Consider the following 24,031-nt stretch of genomic DNA (forward strand, 5'->3'; position numbering starts at 1 on the left):
TTGATTATTGGATTCATTATACTCATGGTTAATTCTTACCGTCAAGGAAAGGAAGGCACGTTTATTCAATGGTTTTGCCCTTGTGCAGCAAGTAAATATCAACAATTTGGCAGATGTTCACAGTATGGGGATGAGCCATAATGTCATTCAGTCAGGCGAAAGGTAATTGCCAGACAGCTCCCGATAAAGTCGGCGCCTTCGGCAGCGGCTTTATTGCTGGCGGCTGCGGCCCCAGCGCAGCGTTGGTGCTTGAGGTTAGCCGCTGTGCGGAGCGGCGGGTCGGCCGGGATGGGTAGCTGCACCTGCGCTGACGCGGCGGGGCAGCTGTACGCCAGGGCTTCCCACTGGCGTATGAACTGCCGGAGCGCGGCGCGCAGCCGCGCATCCTCAATGGCCAGGGAGGCGGCGTACTCCCTGGCCGTCACCCCGGGCGGCGGCGGTCCGTACCGCGCCGCCAGCCCGCGCCAGGCCAGAGCGGCAGCGCGCAGCTGCCGCTCGCGGCTTACCCTGCCGGCGCGCCGTGCCGCCGGCAGCAGGGCCAGGCTGCGCCGCCAGCGCCAGGCGGCGGCCAGCCCCACCAGCGCCGCTGCTGCCGGCGCTGGCGGATTCCCGCCCGCCTGCGGTAGGGCGGGCAGGACGTCCGCTGCGCGCGGCGCGGACGCGGGGGTTCCCGGCGGCGCGGATGCAGCCGCCGGGGGGGCCGCCGCCAGGCCTCCGGCAGCGGCGAGAGCGGCAGCGGGGGTGGGGTCGAACGGGACCCAGCCCGTGCCGGGAAAGTAGACCTCCACCCAGGCGTGGGCATCGCCCTGGGTGACGTCATAACGAGGCGGCACGGAGCCCGGCGCCAGCGTACCCGTCCCGTAGCCTTGGACATAACGGGCCGGTATACCGGAGCTCCGAAGCAATACGGTCATCGCTGTTGCGAAATGCACGCAGTAGCCCTGTTTCGTGACGAAGAGGAAATCATCCGCGAAATCAGACCCGTGGGGCGGCACCCGGGTCTTCAGCGTATAGGTGAAGCCGTTTTGCAGGTAATCCCGCACAGCGGTGACAGCTTCATAGCGGTTGCCCGCTGAAACCGTGAGCTGTGCGGCCAGCTTGCTGACCCGTTTAGGCAGCATTGCGGGAAGCTGTAGATACTCATTGCTAACAGACAGGGGGTCTATTCCGGAAGAGGCTGCCAGCACAGCCGGGTCACTCTCCGGGAGCACAGAGTCTACAGTGTATTCTGCTACTCTGACCGTGCCGCCCGCCTCCGGAAGCCGAAAGCTGGTTTTCTCCGGATTCGCAAGCACATAGCCAAGCCTGCTCCCGTCTTCAAGGATGACGCCCGGGATATCCGCTACCGTTCCGGCACCGAACAGCGGAAGTCCACCCGCGGAAGGAACCGCGAATTGAACGCGCTGAACAAGTCGGCGGCCCTCCCCTGCATTTTCGGACAGCTCCTGCTTGAATACAGGCAGCCCTGTCAGACTGACCGGTAGATATGCCGCTCCGTCCCTGATCCAGCGCCGCCCGTCATAGTAAGCTATACTCTCGCCGCGCCAGTAGGAGGGCTTAGAGGCAAACACACTAAAAACAGCTTCCGTACTGGATGACAGCGGAGCCCCGAGCTCTGCGTCACCTAAACTGTAGCCTGTGTTCCCTAACAGGGTCTGTTGCTTTCGGGAGGACTCCTCCATTTGCCCTGATGCCCAGTTCTGCATCATGGTCAACAGCGGTTGGAGTGTGATTGGCCCTCCCGGACGTGATCCGTACAGCTGCCCCCCTGTCCAGGCCGCCGTTATTATCATTAATGCAGCAGCCAGGGTCAGCACTCCCCAGCGCGTATAAGGAAGAGAGTCACTTCCGGTTCGCTCTCTTAGCCGCAGCAGACTGTTCAAAGCCTGCATCCATAGAATCAGCCCCAGAGCAACTATAATATCGCCGGTTGTTCTCACGCTGAAGCCCATATCCAGTGCAAGAAGGTACACCAAGGTCACGAGAGTAAAAAGCGCCGTGCTGCCTCTATATAGCGCCAGCTGCTGTACGGAGCAGACCAGCAGTCCCCAGCCCAGCACCAGAATCAGCAAGCGGCTATTCCCGCTAAGCGCCGAGAGATGTCCTGAAAAAAGTAAAGCCACATCCTCCGGAAACCCGGCAGCATATGTGCTCAGCCAGCGTTCCCCTTCATTGGCGGCACATATATAGAACCAGGTCAGGAACATCATTATGCATTGAACCGCATACAGCAGAAAATTAGGAAGCCGTAGGCTTCCCCAGAGCAGCAATGCTGCCGCGGAGAACATGAGCGTGTACAGCAGCCGCAGCGTATCCGGCTCCACGGAAGACCGGAGAAGCGGAAGCAGCCATTCCATGAACAAGCCCATAATGGCCAAAGAGAACAGCAGCCGATAATGCAGAGGACTGCTGTCCCTGTAATCAGCTTGACTGTTCTCCGAAGGGTCCCGGGCGGTCGAGGCAGTGCTTGTACCGATCCTCTTCTCCAGGCGTTTCTTCCACATGCCTAACGGCCCTGCAATCGCTTCTGCAGCATTCGGCTGGACGCTACCAAAGCGTTGACTTCTCCTGGAATCCACGGTTTCCCACCCCCTTATATCCGTTTGACGGGCAACTGTCTCTGAGGCAGTATACACTGGCTCCGAGTCTGGTCAGGCTGGCGCCGACCGTTGAAGAAGGGCTCCATGAATTCTTCTCAGTACCACCTGCCGGTTCCGGAGCGGGTTGATCCCAGACATAATACAGTTCAACCTTCACGCCCTGCACCAGAAAACGGGCAAGGGAACGGGCAGATTCTTCCTCCAGCCGGCCTGTAATGACGGCAACGGTCATCCCGGGAATCCAGCCCTTCGAGGCATCCTCCAGCAGAGTGCTTAGAGAACGCCTGCCATCGGGGGCAATTTCGGTGAGCATATCCTGTACTCTGGACGGGATTTGCCCGAGTCCTTCATGCCTTGCCATGCCCTCAGGCCACCCGCCGCTGAAGAGCTGTACATATGAACCAGTCTGTTCAGCGGCCAGCAAAAGACCCATGGCGGCCGAAACAGCTTGCTCAAATGCATCGGGTGCAGCACTGCGCTGCCCCCGCGGGGTCAAAGCCCCGTATGGAATTTGATATTCTCCGGGAGTGTTGGCAAGAACGATGCAGGACATGCGTCCTTCTTCCCGCTCCGGTACACGGCTCTGCAGCGTCCCCTTGCGCGCACTGTTCTTCCAGTGGATACGGCTGAGCGGATCTCCTGGTGCATACTCGCGGATTTCACCAGCTTCAGCGCTGTAATTCCGCGTACGGCTGCTGAGTGCCACGTCTCCCGCCTTCGCGCTGCTATAAAGCGCCGCGCCACCTATGTACAAAGGTCTCGGCCGGACCTTGAAACTGTCGCCGCACCCTGACTGGCAGCCGCCAGTGAATAAGCCGAGCATATCTCCCCAGCTTACACTGCACCCGTGAAGCCGGTGTACACCCCTCTGCACTTCCTCCAGCGGATAGCTATAAGTCAGCGATCGCCGGAATCCCGGAAAAAGCAACTCCTGGTGTTGTCCTTGGCTCCAGTGGTCGGCTATAACCATCCATGGCAGTGGAATGCTTGATCTGAAGCTGACCCGCACTTCCACGGTCAGCGTATCCCCGGCTGCAAGGCTGACACGGGACAAACTTCGCGTAACCGTCACCTGACGCGGGCCCAGGAGCTTCAGCAGCAGCCCGCCTGCCATAAGAACTCCGCAGGCCGTTAAGAGAAACAACAGCGTCTCGCCTCCCCGCCAGACATACAGGGATAGAGTAACAGCAGCCACCGCCAGCATTCTCAGCCACTCTCCCAAGGCATTTCGGCCATAGCGGGCAGGCAGGCTCCTGGTAGGATTTACGCTATTTTGATCCTTCCGTTCAAGCGGTTTCTGTTCCATTAAGGATGAAGAGGACAATGGACTACCCTTCCTTTGGTCATAGACTAGCCCCCACTGCCATCCCCGTTAGGTGATATGGCGGTTCGAAGCCTGATACTGTCTATTCTTCCCACGAAAAAGAGTGCCTAGACCTCCTGTTCAGCTCCATTTCAAAGCGCTTTTACCCTGCGCTCGTCTACGGTCACTGCTGTTGTCAACGGCGCATGACCGGCAGCCTCCAGCAGCCCCCGAAGCGGAACCCACAGTGAAGAGCCGATCATTTGAACATCCGCACCGCGGATCTGCTGTCTGCCATCTGCACCTGTTATGGTTAGTTGTTTGCGCGCAGCATCCGCTATGATGGTCCGGTCATTCCAGACAATTTTGCCGCTATGGCTGGTTGAATCCCAGTTAACCCGGCCGCCAAGCCGCTCCACCACTGCACGCAGCGGAACCCTATACTGTCCTTCGCTGATGCTGTATTCCCCGGGCAGCAGCTTGGTTTCCAGCAGCCCCACCTCCAGTGCCAGTGCTTTGCCCGGGGTGAACAGTTCACGGTTAGGAACTATATTTGCAGCAATCCAGTCCCTGGAAGGCCCGTTATGGCCAGCTTTGGCTGCTGCGTCCGATACTCTGAACTGGACAGGCTGCATCTCTGCATCCAGTACACCAAAGGCATATCCGGCAGACTTGTAGCGCTGGATGATTTCCGGCAAAGCCTTGGCACTCTGTTCATGGCCGCCCCCGTCATGCAGCAGGAGGATCACACGGGAAGCGTTCATATCTCCTACCGATTCCTTCAAAATATCCGCAGCAGGCACCCCTTTCCGCCTGGAATCCCCGCTATCCACTGTCCAGTCCATGACGGAATAGCCCGCTTGCTTCAGCAGATGGAAATACGTCTCGTCGAAATGCCCAAACGTGCCGCCTGGAGCACGTATAAGCTGCGGGCGCACACCTGTGATATTGCGGACAATCTCCTCGGTTTGCTTGATTTGAGACCAAAACTCCGTAAACCCGCTATATAAATCATGGTAATTATGATTATACGTATGATTGCCGATGGAATGGCCCTGCTCCCATATAGCATTGATCAGCTCCGGCCGTTGTCTGGCCTGCTCCCCAAGCACGAAAAAAGTCGCCTTTACCCCCTGCTGCTGCAGGATCTCCAGCACCTTTGAAGTGATCTTGCTGGGACCGTCGTCAAATGTTAAGTAGACCGTCTTGTGCTTGTTAGGCGCAGGAAGAGGATTTGGGGCGGGATTCTTCGGCACAGCAGCTTCTGTCTTAACAGCAGCTTTAACCCGGGGGTCCGCCGCACTTTGGGTCGCAGTTTTCCCCGCTGCCTGTGAAGGGTTGCGGTTCACGGAAAGAGCTGTCGCGGCAACGGCTGCAGAGGAGCTTGACTGTGGCTGAAGCTGGCCGGAATTCGCCGCTACCGGGGCCAAATCTTGCGTCACGGAAGCCGGAAGATTATTCTTATAGAGTACAGCCCATCCCCCTACTGCAAATATTAGAACTGCCATAGCAAGCAGCCCGCTTAGAACGATCGGGCGGATATGATTTTTCCGGCTTTCTTTCATCTTCTCTACCTCCAGCATTCTATTGCGCTTTTTGCGCTGTTTGGTAGATTGTATGAAGACAAGCTCCGAAATAGACTTAGGCATGATGCCCTTGGAGAGTGACGACCATATGGAAATGTTGAATTGGATAGAGGAATTGTTCGCCAGTTACGGATATAGTGTACTTTTCTTTGGACTTTTGCTGGAGTTTGTGGCCCTGCCTTTTCCGGGGGAGACTACTATGGCTTTTGCGGGCTTTCTGTCCTATACCGGCAGACTTGACTTCTTTGTGCTGATTGCCGTAGCTTTTGCCGGAACTACAATTGGTATGACTGTGACTTATTTCATCGGGCTTAAGGCTGGGCTTCCTTTTATTCGCCGTTATGGGAAATGGTTTCTGTTCTCAGAGAGTAAGCTGGAGAAAACGCAGCACTGGTTCGACCGCTATGGCAGCATATTGGTTTCCATAGGCTACTTCATCCCCGGAGTCCGGCACTTTACCGGCTATTTTTCCGGCATTACCGCCCTGCCGTTCCGGAAGTTTGCCCTCTATGCATACAGCGGTGCCCTGTTATGGGTAGTGCTTTTTCTAGGAATTGGAAAAATATTCGGCCCGCAATGGATGGGTATCTTTCACCTCATCGAACAGAATGCGGTCTGGATTGCCTCCGGTATCGCCGGCCTTGCAGCCCTTATTATCCTCTACCGCTGCCGGCGTAGCATCAGTGCCCGCCTTCTCCGGCGCAAAAGAGGAATGAACCTGGATTCAAAGGTAACCGTCAAGGTCAAAGAGCCTTCCAAGTGAAGATTTGTTTCTACCCGTTACTGAAATGACTGACTTCACTTATTCTCCCGGCGCCGGCGCAGCAATGAAAAACCTCCAAGCAGCAATGCCACCCCTGCGAAGCCGGCTCCACCTGTGAATCCCAGCTCCCTCGGCCCCATCATATCCAGCAGCCAGCCTGCGCCGAACATGGACACTCCAATCAGGGATCCGCTTATCGCTGCCAATATTCCAAAAACCACAGGCTGCTGGGCCTGAGGCGTTTCCCTCATCACCAGCGTATCGAGACACGCATTGCCAATCCCTCCGCACAGCGACAGTAGAATGTAAAGGACAAAGGCCGCTCCAAAGTGGCTGCTGCCGCTGATACTCATCAGCAGAATTCCCTCCATCAGTAATCCGGCAAGCGCGATAGATAGCAGCCTCTTCTTCAGTAGCCGTCCGGCAAAAAAACTAAGGCTGAGTCCGATGCCCAGCGCGCCATAAAAGGCTCCGACTCCGGCATCCCCCGCATGAAAAACCTGCACAGCATACACGCTGATCAGCACATTGTCCCAGCCATTGATAATGGGCACCAGTAACTCGTAGGCCATAATAATCTGCAGCACCTGACTGCCGCCAATCAGAATTTTGAGAGTCTGTAAGCGACCAGCCCGTCTTCGAAACCCCTGCTGTAACTCTGCTGAATCAGAATCTGCACTCTGTTCATCCCCAGTGACAGTATTCTCCGGAAACCTTATGCCCCGGATCAGAAGTGCCGCCAGCAGGAATGAAGCTGCATTCAGGACAAAACCCATTTTCGGCCCCCACCACAGGGACACAACTCCACCTGTAAATGCCCCAAGGATGAGTACACATCCGGTCATCAACTGCTCCAGGCTATTAATCTTAAGCAAAGCATCTGAACCTGCCAACAGTGGAATCGAAGATTTGCGCACCGGACTGTAAATCGCCTCCCCAGCTGCCATAATAAAGCTCCCTGCATAGAGCAGCCATAACTTGTCCTCCCCATCCACCAACAGAAAAGACAGCGCAATCGGTATCCGCAGTATATCGACGGCCATCATGAGGGTTTTGCGCGGCATTTTCAAGACCAGTATCCCGGCAAGAGGAGCCATGAACAGATAGGGAATGACTCTTATCCCCAGTGCGATCCCTACCGCCATTCCCGATCCGGTCACCTTCAGAATCAGCGCCAGCATGGCGATACTGCTGAACCGGTCACCGATGCCATTTACAAGACCGGCTGTGAACAGCCGCGAATACCCTCCCTTTTTCCTTGTCAGTACTGCCACGGTGCTGTCCTTCAATCCATTCATGTTCACAATGCGTACCCTCACATTCATAATTAAATAAATATCTAATTAGATGTTATTCTAACATGTATGATTTGGCAAGCTTTTATTTACTTTGATTCCATGTGAGAATATAAGGATAATGAGAGTACGAATACTCCCGGAAAGAAGGACGTTTGTGTGAAAATAGACCGTTTGCTCTCCATCGTCATATTACTGATGAACCGGCCCCTGGTTCAGGCCAAGGATTTGGCCGAGATGTTCGAGGTGTCTGTACGCACTATTTACCGTGATATCGATAGCATTAACGGCGCCGGTATCCCAGTGGTCACCTATCAGGGTGCCAATGGCGGCATTGCCCTTATGGAAGGATACCGGCTGGACCGCAATGTCCTCACCGAACGCGAACTGGCGGATATTTTCACGGCTCTGCAGAGCGTCTCCTCCTACGGTGGCGTTGGACACAACCTGCTTATGGAAAAAATCAGCAGCGTCATTCCTCCCTCCAAGTCGCAGGCCTTCCGCACCAAAACAACCCAGCTGATTGTCGACTTCTCCCCCTGGTGGGGGCTGCAGGGTCTGCTGGAAGAGCGTCTGTCCCTTCTCAAGGAGGCGCTGGAGGAGAGCATTGCCGTAGCTTTTGATTATGTCGATGCAGACGGAGGGGTCAGCCACCGGTCTGTGGAGCCTTATACACTTGTACATAAAGGTGCGGGGTGGTATCTATATGGATACTGCACTGAGCGTCAGGATTTCAGGCTGTTCAAGCTGCAGCGAATGAAGGCACTGGTTAAGGAAACCCGAAGCTACGATCGCCTGGATATTCCGCTGAAGGATCTGCCCTGGACAGAGGGCTGGAAAGAACCGCTGCACAAACAAGCCATCGTTTTGCATTTTTCGGCGGAGGGTAGACATCTGGCGGAGGACTACTTCGATTCGGAAGAGCTGGAACCGGCTGGAGACGGCGGATACACCGTTAAGGTGGCTTATGCGGAAAACAACTGGCTGTACGGATTTTTGCTGAGCTTCGGAACCGTCGTGGAGGTACTTGAACCGGAACCGATCCGCCGCAAACTGGCCGGACTCGCAGCAGAAATCGCCGCCAAATATAAAGACAGCTTGTAAACCTGAAGGAATGTTGTCAGGTTTGTTATTTTATACTGTGAAGGAATACGGGCTGAAGAAGCCCAATCCATATCCAAGGAGCGTGTTAATAGTGGAAATAACAGCATCCCGTGAGAACGGAATCCCCATCTGCCAAAGCTGCGGAATGCCGATGGCTGAGGCAGAGCTGCAGGGCACTGACCGCGAAGGCAGTAAGACAGAAGAGTATTGTGTATATTGCTACGAGAGTGGGGAATTCAAGCAACCGGAGACTACCCTGGAAGAGATGGCTGATCTGTGCGCCGGATACATGGTAGAGGAGGGCATGGATGAAGCTGAGGCACGAAGTATTCTGGCTAACAGCCTGCCGCGTTTGAAGCGGTGGAGTACAGGGGCCGGGGTCCAAAAATCCCTGTAAACAAGGGCCAATATACAGCAAAAGGACTACCCATGCCGGGTAGTCCTTTTGTTCAAATATAATTAGTAAGCAGCTTATGCCTGCTGTGACTTCACTTTCTGTAGCTGCACAGGCTCCGCCTCTTCCGTTTTCAGGAAATCAGGCTGCGGAGAGGTTTTCTTGATGAACAAGGCCAGCACCAGGGCCACAACGGTCACCCAGGTAGCTACGGTAAACGCATGGGTAATCCCGTTGATCGTGGCATCCTGTGTAAGTTTGAGCATTGCCGCCTTGTCAGTCTGGGATACAGCTCCGCTCATTACAGCATCCGTAATGTTGCTCTTCGTACGGTTGGTCATCAGGCTGACGAACAGCGCCATACCCAGTGCTCCCCCTACCGTCCGCAGCGTATTGGACATTGCGGTACCGTGTGAAGCCAAGCGCTGCGGAAGCTGGTTCAGACCGGCGGTTACGATTGGCATCATCAGCATGGACATCCCGAACATCCGGGCCGTGTACGTCAGAATCAGGTGGGTGTACGTAGTTGTATGGGTAATCTGGCTGAATTCCCAAGTGGTAACGGTAGTAATAATCAGACCGATAACGGACAGCCATCTGGCACCGATTTTATCAAAAATAATCCCTGTGATCGGAGACATTACGCCCATAAGAATTGCACCCGGCAGCAGCATCAGTCCCGACTCCATAGGTGTAAAGCCACGGATCGTCTGCAGATAGATCGGCAGCAGGATCATACCGGAATACAGTGCCATCGTAACGATAATGTTAATGACTGTAGTCAATGAGTACATATTGTACCGGAATATACGGAACTCGAGCAGCGGCTTGTCGGCAGTAAGCTCACGCCATACAAACAAAGCCAAAGATACAACACCTAGAATCAGGCAGGCATATACTGTCGGGCTGTTCCAGCCGTCTGTACCGGCATCACTGAAGCCATACAGCAATCCGCCGAAACCAAGCGTGGACAGGACCACACCCAATTTATCCAATCTGGGTGAAGTCAGCTTTCCGACATTCTGCATCGTCTTCATCCCCAGCAGCGTGGAGAAAATAGCCAGCGGAAGTACAATGTAGAACAGCACCCGCCAGGAATAGTTCTGAACCACCCAGCCGGACAGCGTAGGTCCTACAGCCGGGGCAAAAATCATGGCGACCGCCATCAGGCCCATCGCTTTACCGCGCTCTTCAATGGGGAAGATCCGCAGGAAGACGATGTTCATCAGCGGCATTAGAATACCTGCGCCGACAGCCTGGATCACTCTGCCGACCATAATCATCTCAAACCCGGTCCCTATGGCACAGACCAGCGTTCCTATAGAAAAAAGGATCATTGCGGTAGTAAATAATTGCCGGGTGGTAAACTTCTCCACCAGAAAGGCACTGATTGGAATAAGCACCCCGTTCACCAGCATAAATCCTGTGGTCAGCCATTGCGCCGTATTGGCGGCAATGTTGAGGTCCTCCATCATTTTGGGCAGCGCCACATTCATCAGCGTCTGATTCAGCAGCGCTACGAATGCGCCAATCAGAAGGGCTGCAATAATGGGGCCTCTGCGTATCGTCTTCGACGGCGCGCCAGCGTTAGCATTTATTGTACTCATAGCTTCTTGTTTTCTCTCCCTTGTTCTAAAATTTTAATAATTTCACCATGTAATCGCAGCAGCTCCTTGGCATCTTCGGCTGGTATGTTCGACAATGGCTCCAGATGGCTTCTGAGCGACTGTTTGCTTCGCTCCCTGATCTCCAGGCCTTTCTCAGTCATTGCCAGCTTAAATATGCGTTTGTCGCTCTCCGAGCGTTGTCTGGTTATCAGTCCAGCCTTTACCATCCGGTCTACTACACCACTCGCGGCGCTGTTTCCCAAATGGAGCAGGTCCGCAAGCTCTGTGATCCCTACATCGTGGTGTGCTTCCAATTTGCGTAAGACCATTAACTGGGTGGATGTAATGCCCAGCTCTTCTGCATCCTTCCACATCAACTGTTGAAAATTATGGATGATGCAACGGAATGAAGAAAAGATTTCATCCAATTGCTGCTCTTTATCCTCCAACACCCATCACCTCCATGAAATCCACATACTCAATAATACTTCGTATGCGAACTATTTTACTATTTACCTATTTATTCGTCAACCATTTACTGAAAATTTCTGAAACTATCATTTTGGCATTTGGAGTATTTCTCATTTAATATATACTTTAGACAAATGACAACATTAAAGCGGAAGCGGTGAGCCTCTTGAATCTTGAAGCACGGACAATCTGGAGCGCCAAGCATAAGCAATTGACTGGAATCATCACAAAACCGGAGGAGCATACTAATGCGGCAGCTCTGTTCCTGAAGCTCCATGCCTACCTGTACGCCTCGGATGGCACGAATCAGGGACAGGCAACCTATGAAGATGAGCTGTTAAAAGATCTCCGCGAGCAAACCCTGCGCAGTTATCCGGTACATACAGTTAACAGCAATAATTCGATCGCGTGGCATATTTGGCACAGTGCCCGTATTGAGGACATCACCATGAATATCCTCATTGCAGGCGGTGAACAGGTTCTTCATTCCGGACATTTTGCCGACAAGCTTAAGACTCCTTTTATTCATTCTGGAAACGGGATGAGCGAAGAGGACATCGCCGAATTCAGTGAAACGGTCCACATTGAGGCTTTGCTGGCTTACCGTCAGGCCGTAGCAGCACGGACACGGTCCATCATCGCTGCTCTGCAGCCCGGGCAGTTCCGGTCCAAGCCCAGTCCCGCGCAGATCAGCAGAATTTCCGGGGAAGGCGCTGTGAAAGAATCAGAACAATGGCTGATTGATTACTGGGGGAGCAAGACCATTGCGGGCCTGGTGCTGATGCCTGCCACGCGGCATAACTTCGTTCATTTGAATAAAGCTATGCGGATCAAGCTGAAGCTGCAAAAGTAACAGGACTCCTAAGGTCATTGAATTCGGCATCCAAAATAAAGAGCGTACCCCATCTGCTAAGGGTACGCTCTTTGATTTGGTATCAGCTAAATTATAGGTCGCTTCTAATGCCCACCATTACAGGCTTAATCGTACTGCCTTTTTTCACCTTAGGGGTAGGGTGGGGAACACTGTTCTCCAGCCCGCTGGCAATAGACATCATGAGCTTGATCCGGTTCGCCTGGTTCACGACACTGACACCCGCATCATAATCAATGGCAGCAATGTTGGCCCCGGGATACAGATCCTTCAGCCCTTTAATCATTCCCCGTCCGGTTATATGATTTGGCAGACAGGCGAAAGGCTGGATACAAGCAATATTATTAACCCCGTTATCCAACAGATCCATCATTTCCGCAGTCAGGAACCAGCCCTCGCCCATTTGGTTCCCCACAGAAACCAGGCGGCTGGCCTTCTCGGCAAGTCCGTAGATATTCTCGCGCCCTTTGGCCAGTCCTGCGGCTTCCAGTGCCACCTTAACCGGTTTGCGGTAAATTTCCAGATAGGAGATCAGCATCGGATTAATGTAGCCCAGCTTTTTGCTTTTGCCGAACTGCTCAGCTTTGTAAATGGGATTGTAGACGCAATAGAAAATGAAATCCAGGAAATCCGGCATAACCGCTTCGCCGCCCTCGGCTTCAATCATCTCAATGATATGGTTGTTGGCATCGGGATGAAATTTGATCAGGATTTCGCCCACGATTCCCACTCGCGGCTTAACAGCTTTAATTACAGGAAGCTGGCTAAATTCAGCCACGATCTCCCGGGTCAGGCGTTTGTATTCTCTAAACGAAAAGGTCGACAGGCTTGACTTGCAGCGGTCCATCCCTTTGCGGAACAAGGCCTGTGCGCTTCCCGGAATCACCTCATACGGTCTGAAGCGGTGCAGCAGACGCATCATCAGGTCGCCGTAACACGCGGCTGCAATCAGACGGTTCGCCAGCTTCAGGCTAATGCGGAAGCCCGGCTGGTTCTCCATTCCGGAGGCATTCAGCGAAATTACCGGAATCTGCCCCAGCCCGGAATCCTTCAGTGCCTTGCGCAGCAGTGAAATATAATTGGTTGCCCGGCAGCCTCCCCCCGTCTGCGACATAATCACAGCGGTCCGGTTCGGATCATAGTCTCCGCTCTTTAGCGCTGACAGCATTTGTCCGATGGTGACAATCGCCGGATAGCAGGCATCATTATTTACATATCTGAGACCTTCCTCTGTCTCCTTCGGTCCGGTGCTCTCCAGAATTTTGAGCCGGTATCCGGCGTCACGGAAGACCCGTTCGAACAGTTCGAAATGAATTGGTGACATTTGCGGAGCCAGAATCGTATAGGTTTCCTTCATTTCCTTCGTAAAAGGCACGTTGGCCTGTGTCTTATACAGAAGCTGAGGCTGAACATCGCCCTTCTCCCGCTCGCGCATGGCCGCGAGCAGTGACCGTAGGCGGATGCGTGCGGCACCCAGATTGCTGATCTCATCAATCTTGATCAGGGTATACACCTTGTTATTGCGTTCCATAATGTCCTGAACCGCGTCGCAAGTGATGGCATCTATGCCACAGCCGAACGAGGTCAGCTGCACCAGCTCCAGATCGTTTCTGCTGGCGGCCAGACGGGCTGCGCGGTACATCCGTGCGTGATAGGTCCACTGGTTGACTACTCCCACATCCCCTTCACTGCGGTCCAGGTGACAGACCGAATCCTCGGTCAGCACAGCCAGCCCCATACCCGTAATCATCTCGGCGATGCCATGATTGATCTCGGGGTCTGCATGGTAGGGATGTCCACAGAGCAGAATTCCCTTGGTATCACTATGAGTAAGGAATTCAAGCGTTTCTTCACCTTTGTTTCGCAGATCTGCTTTGGCCCGTTCGGCTTCGGCAAGACCGGTTTGCACGGCAGCGGCAATCTCTTCCTTAGGAATATCCATAAAGGTTTTCACCAGAACCCGGGTCAGCGCCGGGATATCATCAAAGGTCAGAAATGGGCTCACAAGCGGTATGCCTTTTTCTTTTAGCCCATCCATGTTGTTGCGTATAACTTCGGGATAGGAGGCCACCACTGGACAGTTGAAATGGTTCTGCGCCGCATCATCCTCCTTCTTCTCGTACACAACAGCCGGGTAAAAGATGAAATCGACTCCCTTGCCAAGCAGGCTTTGGACATGGCCATGGGCCATCTTCGCCGGATAACAGATGGATTCCGAAGGGATGGTGTCCATTCCACTCTCGTAGAGCTTCTTGCTGGACTTCGGCGACAGGACAGTCCGGTAGCGCAGTGTGGTGAAAAAAGTGTGCCAGAACGGGTAGTTCTCAAACATATTCATGGTCCGAGGAATGCCGACCGTCCCCCGCTGCGCCTGCTCCTCAGGCAGTCCCTCATAATCAAAAAACCGTTCATATTTATATTGCATCAGATTTGGAAGGCTATTCTTCTCTTTCTTGCCCCCTGCCCCTCGCTCACATCGGTTACCCGTAACATGGAAGCTCTTGTCGGGGAAGCGGCTGATTGTCAGCGCACAGTTGTTGGCGCAAAGGCCGCAGCGGCCCGGAGAGACTTGATATTTGAAGGCTTTCAATTCCTCCGGTCCCAAAAGGGTGCTGATTCCATCAAGTCCGGCATGCTCTCTGGCAATCAGCGCACAGCCGTAAGCGCCCATCACACCCGCAATATCCGGTCTGACCACGGTTCTTCCGGTAAGCAGTTCAAACGCCCGAAGCACAGCCTCATTATAAAAGGTACCGCCCTGTACAATGATATTGCGTCCCAGATCCTCGGGATTGCGGATTTTGATCACCTTTTGCAGCGCATTCTTGATCACGGAGTACGCAAGCCCTGCCGATAAATCGGCAAGAGTAGCGCCTTCCTTCTGAACCTGCTTCACTTTGGAATTCATAAAGACCGTACAGCGTGAGCCCAGGTTGACCGGCTCCGTGGATTCCAATGCGGCTGCTGCAAATTCTCCAATGCCTAGCTCCAGTGCAGATGCAAAGCTCTCCAGGAAGGAGCCGCAGCCCGCGGAGCAGGCTTCGTTCAGCATGAGACTGTCGATGGCGCCGCCGCGGATCTTGATGCACTTCATATCCTGTCCGCCGATATCGAGGATGAAATCAACCTCCGGCATGAACTTGGAGGCTGCCCTATAGTGGGCTACCGTCTCCACTTCGCCTCCGTCTGTTCGAAGCGCTGCCTTGACCAGGCCTTCGCCATAACCGGTTGCATAGGCACCGGCAATATGACAGCCCTCCGGCAGAATCCGGTAAATCTCCTTCAGCGCATCGCTTACAGACTGCAGGGGATTGCCTTTGTTGCTTCCATAAAAGGTATAGAGGATTTCGTCTGCTGAGCCGGTAATTACCAGCTTGGTTGTCGTAGACCCGGCATCAATGCCGAGATAACAGGGACCGCGATATGTATCCAGTTCAGAGCGCGGAGCTGCCGCCTGGCCGTGGCGAAGACGGAACTGCGCCAAATCATCCGGCGTCGCGAACAGCGGCTGCAGCTCGGCATCCTCAGCACGGTCGGCTGAGAAGTCCACGGCATCCAGCCGGGCCAGCCAGCCGGACAGCGGCAGAACCAGCGGATCGTTCTGCGATAGCGCTGAACCGATTGCGACAAAATACTGTGAACGCTCCGGGAACAGGACATCCCCTTCGTTCAGCCCAAGGGTCTCTGCAAAACGCTGCCGCAGCGCGGGCAGGAAGGTCAGCGGTCCGCCCAGGAAAGCTACCCGTCCGCGGATCGGACGGCCGCAGGCCAGTCCGCTAATCGTCTGATTGACGATGCTCTGAAAAATAGAAGCCGCTACGTCCTCGCGGCGGGCGCCTTCATTAAGCAGCGGCTGAACATCGCTTTTGGCAAATACACCGCAACGCGATGCGATGGGATAGATCCGTTCATGCTGTTCGGCCAGGGTATTCAGGCCCGCCGGGTCTGTCTGCAGCAGGGAAGCCATCTGATCAATGAATGCTCCCGTGCCACCCGCACAGGCCGTGTTCATCCGCTGCTCAATGCCGCCGCTGAGATAGATAATCTTGGCGTCCTCTCCGCCAAGCTCAATCGCTGTATCACACTGCGGGATCAGCTCGCTGATCGCTTTCGTGCAGGCGATGACCTCCTGAACAAAGGGAACTTCGCCAAGCTTCGAAAGAGACAAGCCGGAGGAACCGCTTACAGTAAGTGCTGCCTCGCGATCCGGGAACCTGTCCCGCACATCCGACAGGAGAGAAAGCGCAGCTTTTTTTATATCGCTAAAATGTCTCACATAATCCTGATATATAATCGTATCACGTTCCATAACAACCAATTTGGCCGTAGTTGATCCGACGTCCAGCCCAATACGCAGCATCATCATGCCATCATCACCATGCCTTGCTCCAAATTTGAAGTAATATGAGGCAACTATATCATGAGAGCGCCTTATGGAAGCTGTTAGAAATGTTACAGACATTTACAATTAACTACTAGCATACTTATTTATTCATGATTTCTCCCAATACAGCTTCAACATGTCCTTTGACCCGGACCTTCCTCCATTCTTTGACCAGAAGGCCCTGCTCATCAATGAGAAAGGTAGAGCGCACAATACCCATAAACTCTTTGCCGTACAGTTTCTTGAGCTGCCAGACTCCGAATAATTGGCTTACCTTATGCTCCTCATCGGCAAGCAGCGGAAAGGGCAGACTGTTCCTCTCGATGAACTTCGCGTGGGAAGACAGGGTGTCCGGGCTGATTCCCAGCAGAACTGCATTGCCCCGGGCAATCGGGTCCCCGGCGTCACGGAATTCGCAGGCCTCCTGGGTACAGGCAGGTGTCATATTTTTCGGATAAAAATAAAGCACTACCTTGCTGCCTCGGTAATCCCGTAAGCTGATGTTCTGTCCAGTTGAAGCGGGAAGGGTGAAATCCGGCACTTCTTGTCCGACCTTAAGTTCGTTCATTTACTGTTTCGCTCCTTCATAATATCGATGTATATTCCGAAATTGCTTGTATACCTAAAAGAAATTATAATGTAGAGAATGTGAATGGGAAAGGAAGAACGAAATGTCACCAAGAAAGAAACGGCACGCAAAAGCCGGTAAGTCAAAAAAGAAACCGCTGCTCTGGACTCTGGCAATCATACTTCTCCTCATTATCGGCGGGGCAATTTATTATTTTGCTGAGATCTATAATCAAATGGACAATCTGCATAAGACGGGTGAAGACTCACCGTTTGCGGCACTCCCCTCTCCTTCGGCCGATGTTATTCAGCCTCCTAAATGGGAAGGTACCGAGCCGGTCAACATCCTGCTTATGGGTGTCGATGCGCGAGGCGTGAAGAAGGGTGAAGTACCACGCTCCGATACGATGCTGGTCGCCTCGCTTGACCCGGTCAAGAAGAAGTTTTATGTGTTCTCTATCCTCCGTGATACTTATGTTCCTATCCCTGAGCACGGCAAAGAACGTATCAATACGGCGATTACTCATGGACCCAACACGGCAATGCAGACAGTCAGCGATCTGCTCGGCATTCCGATTCAATATTATGTCTACACCGACTTTCAGGGCTTCATCAAGCTGGTGGATGCTGTTGGCGGGATCGATTACGATGTCGAGAAGGACATGGTCTACAAGACCAAAGCCGATGGACCGGAATACGACATTGATCTGAAAAAGGGCTTCCAGCACCTCGACGGCAGTATGGCGCTGCAATATGTGCGTTTCCGTCACGATGCTACATCCGACTTCACCCGGACGGAGCGCCAGCGGGGCTTCCTTAAGGCGGTTGCAGACAAAGTAATAAGCACCACATCTATTATCAAGCTTCCCAATATCCTGTCCCAGGTTACCCCTTTCATTGATACCAACCTGGATGTGAATGATATGTGGAAGCTGGCTACCGTAGGCTATGACAGTTCCATGGGCGGCAGCGTGCAGATTCCCCCAATGGATCTGCTTACTGAAGAAAAAACCAGCGGCGGTTCTGCAGTCATCGGCATCAGCAGCGAAGACGAGCTGAAGCAGTTCGTTCAAGACACGCTGACTGGTCCTGAACCGTCTCCATCGCCTTCTGCTTCACCGGGTAGCAGCCCTTCGGCAAGTGCCGGCAGCAAATAGTGCACTCCATTTCAGAGATATTCGTATATAAACCTATGCTTGGCATTAGGGCGGGCGAACAGCGGATGAATCCGGCGGTTCGCCCTTTCCCTTGTGCCACTACTATTGAAAGGATGATGAACCATGAACCGTACCACATCTGAACATTTGTATGAGGAAGCCCTGCAGCATATTGTCGGAGGCGTCAACAGCCCCTCCCGTTCCTTCAAAGCTGTAGGCGGCGGCGCTCCCGTCTTCATGAAACGTGCCGGCGGCTCGCGCTTCTGGGACGAAGACGGCAATGAATACATAGACTATCTGGCCGCCTACGGACCGATTATTACCGGACATGCCCATCCCCATATTACAGCAGCCATTACAAAGGCTGCAGAAAACGGGCTGCTGTACGGAACCCCCACGCAGCTCGAGATCAAGCTGGCCCAGATGCTGAAAGAAGCCATCCCTTCGATGGATAAAGTCCGCTTCGTCAACTCCGGCACCGAGGCCGTCATGACCACAATCCGTGTGGCCCGCGCGTATACGAAGCGCAGCAAGATTGTCAAATTCGCCGGCTGTTACCACGGCCATTCCGATCTTGTTCTGGTAGCCGCAGGTTCGGGTCCATCCACCCTGGGTATACCTGACAGTGCCGGAGTACCTGCAAGTATCGCCCAGGAGGTTATTACCGTGCCCTTCAATGATTTGAACGCACTGCGTGAGGCGCTGGACAAATGGGGCAAGGATGTCGCAGCGGTCATGGTAGAGCCTATTGTCGGGAATTTCGGCATGGTTATGCCGCAGCCGGGCTTCCTCGAAGGGCTCTGCAAGCAGGCCCACGACAATGGCTCCCTCGTGATTTATGACGAAGTCATCACGGCTTTCCGATTCCATTACGGTTCTACCCAGACCTATGCAGGACTTGATCATCATGAGGATATCATTCCCGACCTGACCGCACTGGGCAAAATTATCGGAGGCGGCCTGCCGATCGGCGCTTACGGCGGCCGCAAGCATGTCATGGAGCAGGTGGCTCCGCTCGGCCCGGCCTACCAGGCCGGAACAATGGCAGGCAATCCGGCCTCCATCTCCGCAGGCATTGCCTGCCTTGAGGTGCTTGCAGCAGAAGGTGTGTATGACGAAATGGAACGGCTGGCGATCCGTCTGACGGAAGGGCTTCAGGCCTCCGCTGACCGCCATGGCATTCCGTTGACCATCAACAGGATCCGCGGCTCATTCTCCACTCATTTCTGCAGCCATCCGGTGACCAATTACGATGAAGCCCAGGATACAGACGGTGAGCTGTTCGCCAGCTTCTTCCGCCACATGCTGAACCGCGGCATCAACCTGGCCCCGTCCAAGTATGAAGCCTGGTTCCTGACCACGGCTCATACCGATGCCGATATTGACCTCACTCTTGAAGCGGCAGACGCTTCGTTCCAGGCCATGGCGGCGGAGAAATAATACGGTCCTTGCAGGCAACAGCCTCAGCTGCGCTGAAGCTCCTTAAATACAAACAACCCACTGCGGATATAAGCGCAGTGGGTTGTTTGTGCATAAACATTCGGTACATGCTAGTGAAAGTCAATCTGCTTGTCCAGGATAACCTCTTCTCTTATAGGGCGTATGAACCTGTTGCTGCCAGGTACAAGGGAAAATTCGACGGAGCTTATCTCTTCCGGCAGCGGCGGAGAAACCATGAATTGCATTTGAAGATGAGCTCCTCCGCCATGCGCGCCATGTCCATCGATTTCGTAATCCGTATCACCGACAACCGCAAGCATAAGCTCAGCATTGACGTTGACATGCCCCACTGTCTCTTTCAGATATCTGATCTCCAGCGTGACAATACTAAGCTTTTCATGCTGCATCGCATGGGTCAGAGTATACTCGGCATCATCCTGCAGCGTTGTTTTCATAATGGGCAGCACACCAAGCAAGGCACCTGGCTCTTCCCAGAAATGCCGCCTCGGCCGTGCCTCATTTAGGTTGCTCAGAATGAACCTGATTTCACTAGCTTCAAGCCCTAACTGCACAGACCACTGCTCTACCGTTTCCGGATCAGGAAAAAGATTCTTACCTCCAGAAACTGATTTGCGCTGCCGATACAACTCTAGAATTTGCTCATCAACCCGCTTCGCTTCATCATTGTACTCATTCTGCATCCCACGTATCGGCATTCTACTCCAGCCCATTTGCATTCCCTCCTGTCGTTTAGTTCTGCTGCTTCAATCACTCTTCATGCGGCCGTAAACAAATACTCCTGCAATGGATAAGGTGATTGCCAGCCGTAGAAGAAATGCCATGTCGGATGCTGCTCCCGATACAACGATATAGCTGACTACAATTGCCGCCTCCGCCATGAGATGCTTTTTAAATGTCCCGTTTCGGATCCTGTACAGGAACACTCCGACAATTACGAGTGCCAGTACGGTAAAAATAACCGTCAGGAGGTCTGTGTTTCTGTCCATATGTACTCCCTTAGCCATTCCATTCTGAAAAACCCGCTATCCCGGAGGACAGCGGTTTAAGCAGGGACAGCAGTTTTATTTGCCTTTCTGCTCATAAAGACTGCGGATATTCACACCTTGAGGGAGCTTGAACGGGTTCTCTTCATTAATCCGGTCGTAGAACATAATCCCGTCCAGATGGTCGATTTCATGCTGGACTACGATGGCCTGGTAGCCCTTAAACTTTATGACCACTTCTTTGCCGTCCATATTATAGCCCTTCACCTTCACGGATTCATATCTCGGCACAAAGCCATGCACCGGGCGGTCAACGGACAGGCAGCCCTCGCTCTCCGGCAGATATACCATCGCGACCGAGTGGCTGATGATCTTGGGATTCACCCAGGCATGCTCCACCATGTTGCCCTTCTCATCCCTCAGGTACATTACGAACATCCGCTTCAGCAGCCCGATCTGGTTGGCCGACAACCCGACACCCGAACGCAGCTTGTATTTGGCGGATACTTCCGGATCCTGGCTGTTCTTCAAAAACTGCATCATGCACTGCAGCGCCTCTTGATCCTCGGCCTGCAAAGGCATCTGTACAGGTTCAGCTACCGTGCGCAGCACGGGCTCCCCCTCTCGCACAATATCATCCATGGTAATCATATACTCTGCATTATATTTTGCACTAGACAACAACATTCATCCACCTTTTATGCCGTACGGGCTGAATTTATCTTTATCTTAGTTTATGCGTATTTATGGATTTATGAAAGCCGTCCGCAGCTTGCTGCTGTAATTCACATCGAAGCCGAGGCCGGTGGCGAGTGCGGCAAGCGGCAGATAGGTTTTATCCTCCTTGCCAACCTTTTGCAGAAACGCCGGTGTATCAACGGCTACAGCTGTCTCGTTCACCTTGATCGTTTTGGAGCCAATGGTAATCACAACGGTTCTTCCACCGTACACAATGCTCGCACTCTGGGTTTTGTTGTCCCATTTGCCGTTGGCGCCCACAGCGTTCAGAATATCCTTAAGCGCCAGGAAGTTCTGGCCATTCTTCAGAATCGGCTTATTCGGCGTATTCAGCTCCACTCCCTTCACTACAATCGACATAGGAGCCGATGCGGCTGTCCAGACGGGGACGGATGGCGTACGGTACTCTCCCCAATATGACTCGGCAAAAACCCGCGCAATGGTCTCATATCCCAGCTGGGTCGGATGAAAATCCGCTGCTCCCGCGCCAATGATATGGGTCAGCGAAGCTTCCACACCTGCGAACTTCTCCGCCACATGAGCCACTTTTACCGGAGCACCCGGCTGGTTCATGCTGGACGCTACACCCTCTGCTGCCACAGTGAACTGCTGCGCAGCGCTCATCAGCTTCAGGTAGGAGCTGCTCACGGCAATCTTAGGCGCCGGCTGATACTGATCGGCCAGCAGAATGGTGGCCTGCGGATTAACCGTGCGGATATTCTCCAGAGCTGTCTTCACATTGCTGCTGTAGCTTGCCAAAAGCTGATCCAGCTCAGCCTTGAACGCCTCTTCTGTCAGATCTTTGGCCGTAAGCAGCAGGCTGCTGACATCATTTCCGCCGATCGTCAGTGTGATCAGATCCGCCTCGCCAAGCTCTGTTTTGATCTGTGGAGTGAGTGAGGCAAATTGTTGAATCCGCGGATCCGGAAGTCCGGGCTGTATCCCGTCGGCAGTTGTAACAGCTCCATCTTTAATAGCCGCGGTATAATTCAGCAACCCCGTAGTGGTAAGTCCCAGGATACCATAGTTGCTAAGAGCGCTTCTGCCATGATACCAGCCTTGCTCCAGCAGGCGTTCCGCATATCCGTAAGGCTTTACATTCGGATCGGTCATTCCCGGCTCATAGCCCGCAGTGATGGAATCCCCCAAAGCTACGATGCGAAAAACATCCGGCTCCGCCCCCTGTGTTACTGCTGCTTCAGCTGCACTAGCAGACCCCGCTCCTGCACTGATCAATAACGTGAACAGCAGCAGGCCGCTTGTGCCAGCCGTGTACATTTTTTTCCATGCGTTCAGCATCGTATCCCTCCCAAATTGGTATAATTCCATTCTAACACCCAGTCCGCCTATGCAAAAGAGCGGCTTCCCGATATCTGGAAGCCGCTCTGGCATGAATCTATTATTGCTTAGTATCATCAGTGTCTATTAAGGCATTGCCTTTCTCCGTACGCTTCAGATATTTATCATATCTGTCATCCAGTTCTTGGCCGAATTTGCGGTAGCGCAGCGTTTCTTCCACAATCGGATCAAGTGTGGTCTGAACACGAATCTCATACTTGGGTGAGATCTGGCGGATTTCCTTGGCGGTCCGGTCTGTCTCCTCCATCTCGCCATCCTCCAGCAGTTCACTCAGCTTGCGCTCCAGATCGTCCTTCTCGCTCATGCTTCCCGCCGCCTCCTACTTCTTATAACCTGTTGCCTTAGCTTCCTCCAGCGAGCCCACAAGGAAATCATGGATTCGGCCGTTGCTTGCCACCACATGACGGGTGCCGATGTCATACGGATTGCCCTGCGTATCCGTCACCTTGCCGCCGGACTCCAATACCAGCAGCACACCCGCTGCACAGTCCCACGGACTTAAGCCGACTTCCCAATAACCATCCACCCGGCCCACTGCTACGTACGCCAGATGCAGAGCGGCAGAACCGCCTGCACGGACGCCGCGGATCTGCGGCAGAATCTGCTGCAGCCCGGCCATGTTGGCGGGCTGGGCAAAGAGACGGTCTGGAGGGAAGCCCATGGCTACCAGGCTGCTTCCCGGGTCTGCTTCAGCAGAAACGGAGGTAGGAATACCGTGCATATACGCGCCTTTGCCCTTCTCGGCGACGAACATTTCATCCCGGATAGGGTCATAGATAACCCCCACTGTCAGCTCTCCCTTGACTACCAGGGCTATGGAGACACAATAAAAAGGAAAGCCGTGTACGAAATTGGTCGTCCCGTCTATCGGGTCAACAATCCATAAATATTCATGCTTCCGCCCTTCTTCCAGGGCGGCGGTCAAAGCATCTACCCCAGGCTGAACGCTCTCTTCCCCGAGAATGGCATGGTCGGGATAATGGGTCAGGATCAGCCGGCGTATCATCTGTTCCACGCCTTTGTCGACTTCTGTAACCAGATCCTGGGCCGACGTCTTGCTGCCCAGTTCCTTCACATGACCCTGTCTGTTCTTGATCCATTCCCCCGCTTTGGCAGCGGCGTTGATGGCTGCAGCCGTATGCCCCTTACTGGTAACGACGTAAGGCTCGCGGTCATTCCGGTTATCAGGATTTGTAGGATTCATATCTTCACTCCGCTTTCTTGAACATAATTGTTCTCATATGTAAAGACAAGGTGCTCTTCGGGGTCAATCAGCCAGGCCAGGTGTTCCCGGCACTGGCCTTCTTCTTGCTTAAGTTTCATTCAACGTACCCTATTTCAAGGGACTTATCAAGTCATACCTTGCCCCGTTTCCCGCCTCTAGCCCC

21 protein-coding genes are annotated in these 24,031 nt (G+C 53.6%); 6 read left to right on the forward strand and 15 right to left on the reverse strand.

The window, feature by feature from the left end; genetic code table 11:
• Nucleotides 1-143: 143 nt before the first annotated feature.
• The 3 genes from ACTJKB_RS24115 to ACTJKB_RS24125 all read right to left on the reverse strand — a co-directional run bounded on the left by ACTJKB_RS24115 (nucleotide 144) and on the right by ACTJKB_RS24125 (nucleotide 5,468).
• Complete coding sequence (locus ACTJKB_RS24115) at nucleotides 144-2,579, reverse strand: DUF4129 domain-containing transglutaminase family protein (protein WP_440836897.1); 2,436 nt, start codon at nucleotides 2,577-2,579, stop codon at nucleotides 144-146.
• The gene (locus ACTJKB_RS24120; protein ID WP_440836898.1) at nucleotides 2,548-3,906 is read right to left on the reverse strand and encodes a DUF58 domain-containing protein; all 1,359 of its coding nucleotides are present in this window, start codon (nucleotides 3,904-3,906) and stop codon (nucleotides 2,548-2,550) included. Before ACTJKB_RS24120 ends, ACTJKB_RS24115 begins: the two co-directional genes overlap by 32 nt.
• Before the next feature lie 149 nt (nucleotides 3,907-4,055).
• Nucleotides 4,056-5,468, reverse strand: a complete 1,413-nt coding sequence (locus tag ACTJKB_RS24125; protein WP_440836899.1) for a polysaccharide deacetylase family protein — start codon at nucleotides 5,466-5,468, stop codon at nucleotides 4,056-4,058.
• Nucleotides 5,469-5,577: 109 nt separating this feature from the next.
• Between ACTJKB_RS24125 and ACTJKB_RS24130 the strand changes: the two genes are divergently transcribed.
• Nucleotides 5,578-6,252, forward strand: a complete 675-nt coding sequence (locus tag ACTJKB_RS24130; RefSeq protein WP_440837070.1) for a DedA family protein — start codon at nucleotides 5,578-5,580, stop codon at nucleotides 6,250-6,252.
• Nucleotides 6,253-6,287: 35 nt separating this feature from the next.
• Here ACTJKB_RS24130 and ACTJKB_RS24135 read toward each other — a convergent pair whose 3' ends face one another.
• Nucleotides 6,288-7,577: an MFS transporter gene (locus ACTJKB_RS24135; RefSeq protein ID WP_440836900.1), complete on the reverse strand. Its 1,290-nt coding sequence runs from the start codon at nucleotides 7,575-7,577 to the stop codon at nucleotides 6,288-6,290.
• Nucleotides 7,578-7,706: 129 nt separating this feature from the next.
• Between ACTJKB_RS24135 and ACTJKB_RS24140 the strand changes: the two genes are divergently transcribed.
• Entirely contained in the window at nucleotides 7,707-8,651 is a 945-nt protein-coding gene (locus ACTJKB_RS24140; protein WP_440836901.1) for a helix-turn-helix transcriptional regulator, read from the forward strand.
• Between the two features lie 91 nt (nucleotides 8,652-8,742).
• Nucleotides 8,743-9,048: a zinc ribbon domain-containing protein gene (locus ACTJKB_RS24145; RefSeq protein ID WP_440836902.1), complete on the forward strand. Its 306-nt coding sequence runs from the start codon at nucleotides 8,743-8,745 to the stop codon at nucleotides 9,046-9,048.
• A 74-nt stretch (nucleotides 9,049-9,122) separates the two neighbouring features.
• On the opposite strand, the gene ACTJKB_RS24150 is transcribed toward ACTJKB_RS24145, so the two are convergent.
• Nucleotides 9,123-10,652, reverse strand: a complete 1,530-nt coding sequence (locus ACTJKB_RS24150) for a DHA2 family efflux MFS transporter permease subunit (protein WP_440836903.1) — start codon at nucleotides 10,650-10,652, stop codon at nucleotides 9,123-9,125.
• Nucleotides 10,649-11,104: a MarR family winged helix-turn-helix transcriptional regulator gene (locus tag ACTJKB_RS24155; RefSeq protein ID WP_440836904.1), complete on the reverse strand. Its 456-nt coding sequence runs from the start codon at nucleotides 11,102-11,104 to the stop codon at nucleotides 10,649-10,651. Before ACTJKB_RS24155 ends, ACTJKB_RS24150 begins: the two co-directional genes overlap by 4 nt.
• 176 nt (nucleotides 11,105-11,280) lie before the next feature.
• Here ACTJKB_RS24155 and ACTJKB_RS24160 point away from each other — a divergent pair, with 176 nt between their 5' ends.
• Nucleotides 11,281-11,976, forward strand: a complete 696-nt coding sequence (locus ACTJKB_RS24160; RefSeq protein WP_440836905.1) for a DinB family protein — start codon at nucleotides 11,281-11,283, stop codon at nucleotides 11,974-11,976.
• 91 nt (nucleotides 11,977-12,067) lie between these two features.
• Here the strand turns inward: ACTJKB_RS24160 and ACTJKB_RS24165 are convergent, their stop codons facing one another.
• Nucleotides 12,068-16,354, reverse strand: coding sequence for an acyl-CoA dehydratase activase-related protein (locus ACTJKB_RS24165; RefSeq protein ID WP_440837071.1), 4,287 nt, complete (start codon nucleotides 16,352-16,354; stop codon nucleotides 12,068-12,070).
• A 124-nt stretch (nucleotides 16,355-16,478) separates the two neighbouring features.
• On the reverse strand, nucleotides 16,479-16,946 hold the full coding sequence (bcp, locus tag ACTJKB_RS24170; RefSeq protein WP_440836906.1) for a thioredoxin-dependent thiol peroxidase: 468 nt from the start codon (nucleotides 16,944-16,946) through the stop codon (nucleotides 16,479-16,481).
• A 103-nt stretch (nucleotides 16,947-17,049) separates the two neighbouring features.
• On the opposite strand from bcp, the gene ACTJKB_RS24175 reads away from it, so the two are divergent.
• Complete coding sequence (locus ACTJKB_RS24175; RefSeq protein WP_440836907.1) at nucleotides 17,050-18,102, forward strand: LCP family protein; 1,053 nt, start codon at nucleotides 17,050-17,052, stop codon at nucleotides 18,100-18,102.
• 123 nt (nucleotides 18,103-18,225) lie between these two features.
• Entirely contained in the window at nucleotides 18,226-19,542 is a 1,317-nt protein-coding gene (locus ACTJKB_RS24180; protein ID WP_440836908.1) for a glutamate-1-semialdehyde 2,1-aminomutase, read from the forward strand.
• A 110-nt stretch (nucleotides 19,543-19,652) separates the two neighbouring features.
• On the opposite strand, the gene ACTJKB_RS24185 is transcribed toward ACTJKB_RS24180, so the two are convergent.
• The 7 genes from ACTJKB_RS24185 to ACTJKB_RS24215 all read right to left on the reverse strand — a co-directional run bounded on the left by ACTJKB_RS24185 (nucleotide 19,653) and on the right by ACTJKB_RS24215 (nucleotide 23,966).
• Nucleotides 19,653-20,273: a hypothetical protein gene (locus ACTJKB_RS24185; protein WP_440836909.1), complete on the reverse strand. Its 621-nt coding sequence runs from the start codon at nucleotides 20,271-20,273 to the stop codon at nucleotides 19,653-19,655.
• 33 nt (nucleotides 20,274-20,306) lie between these two features.
• Nucleotides 20,307-20,549, reverse strand: coding sequence for a hypothetical protein (locus ACTJKB_RS24190; RefSeq protein ID WP_440836910.1), 243 nt, complete (start codon nucleotides 20,547-20,549; stop codon nucleotides 20,307-20,309).
• A gap of 75 nt (nucleotides 20,550-20,624) precedes the next feature.
• Nucleotides 20,625-21,197: a peptide deformylase gene (def, locus tag ACTJKB_RS24195; RefSeq protein WP_440837072.1), complete on the reverse strand. Its 573-nt coding sequence runs from the start codon at nucleotides 21,195-21,197 to the stop codon at nucleotides 20,625-20,627.
• A 93-nt stretch (nucleotides 21,198-21,290) separates the two neighbouring features.
• Nucleotides 21,291-22,583, reverse strand: a complete 1,293-nt coding sequence (locus tag ACTJKB_RS24200; protein ID WP_440836911.1) for a stalk domain-containing protein — start codon at nucleotides 22,581-22,583, stop codon at nucleotides 21,291-21,293.
• Between the two features lie 100 nt (nucleotides 22,584-22,683).
• Nucleotides 22,684-22,947, reverse strand: coding sequence for a hypothetical protein (locus ACTJKB_RS24205; protein WP_440836912.1), 264 nt, complete (start codon nucleotides 22,945-22,947; stop codon nucleotides 22,684-22,686).
• Between the two features lie 15 nt (nucleotides 22,948-22,962).
• Entirely contained in the window at nucleotides 22,963-23,847 is an 885-nt protein-coding gene (locus tag ACTJKB_RS24210; protein ID WP_440836913.1) for an inositol monophosphatase family protein, read from the reverse strand.
• Nucleotides 23,844-23,966: a hypothetical protein gene (locus ACTJKB_RS24215; protein WP_440836914.1), complete on the reverse strand. Its 123-nt coding sequence runs from the start codon at nucleotides 23,964-23,966 to the stop codon at nucleotides 23,844-23,846. Before ACTJKB_RS24215 ends, ACTJKB_RS24210 begins: the two co-directional genes overlap by 4 nt.
• Nucleotides 23,967-24,031: the final 65 nt, after the last annotated feature.

Origin of the sequence: Paenibacillus sp. 22594, from assembly GCF_052044425.1 — a bacterium.
Lineage (GTDB): Bacteria > Bacillota > Bacilli > Paenibacillales > Paenibacillaceae > Paenibacillus_AQ.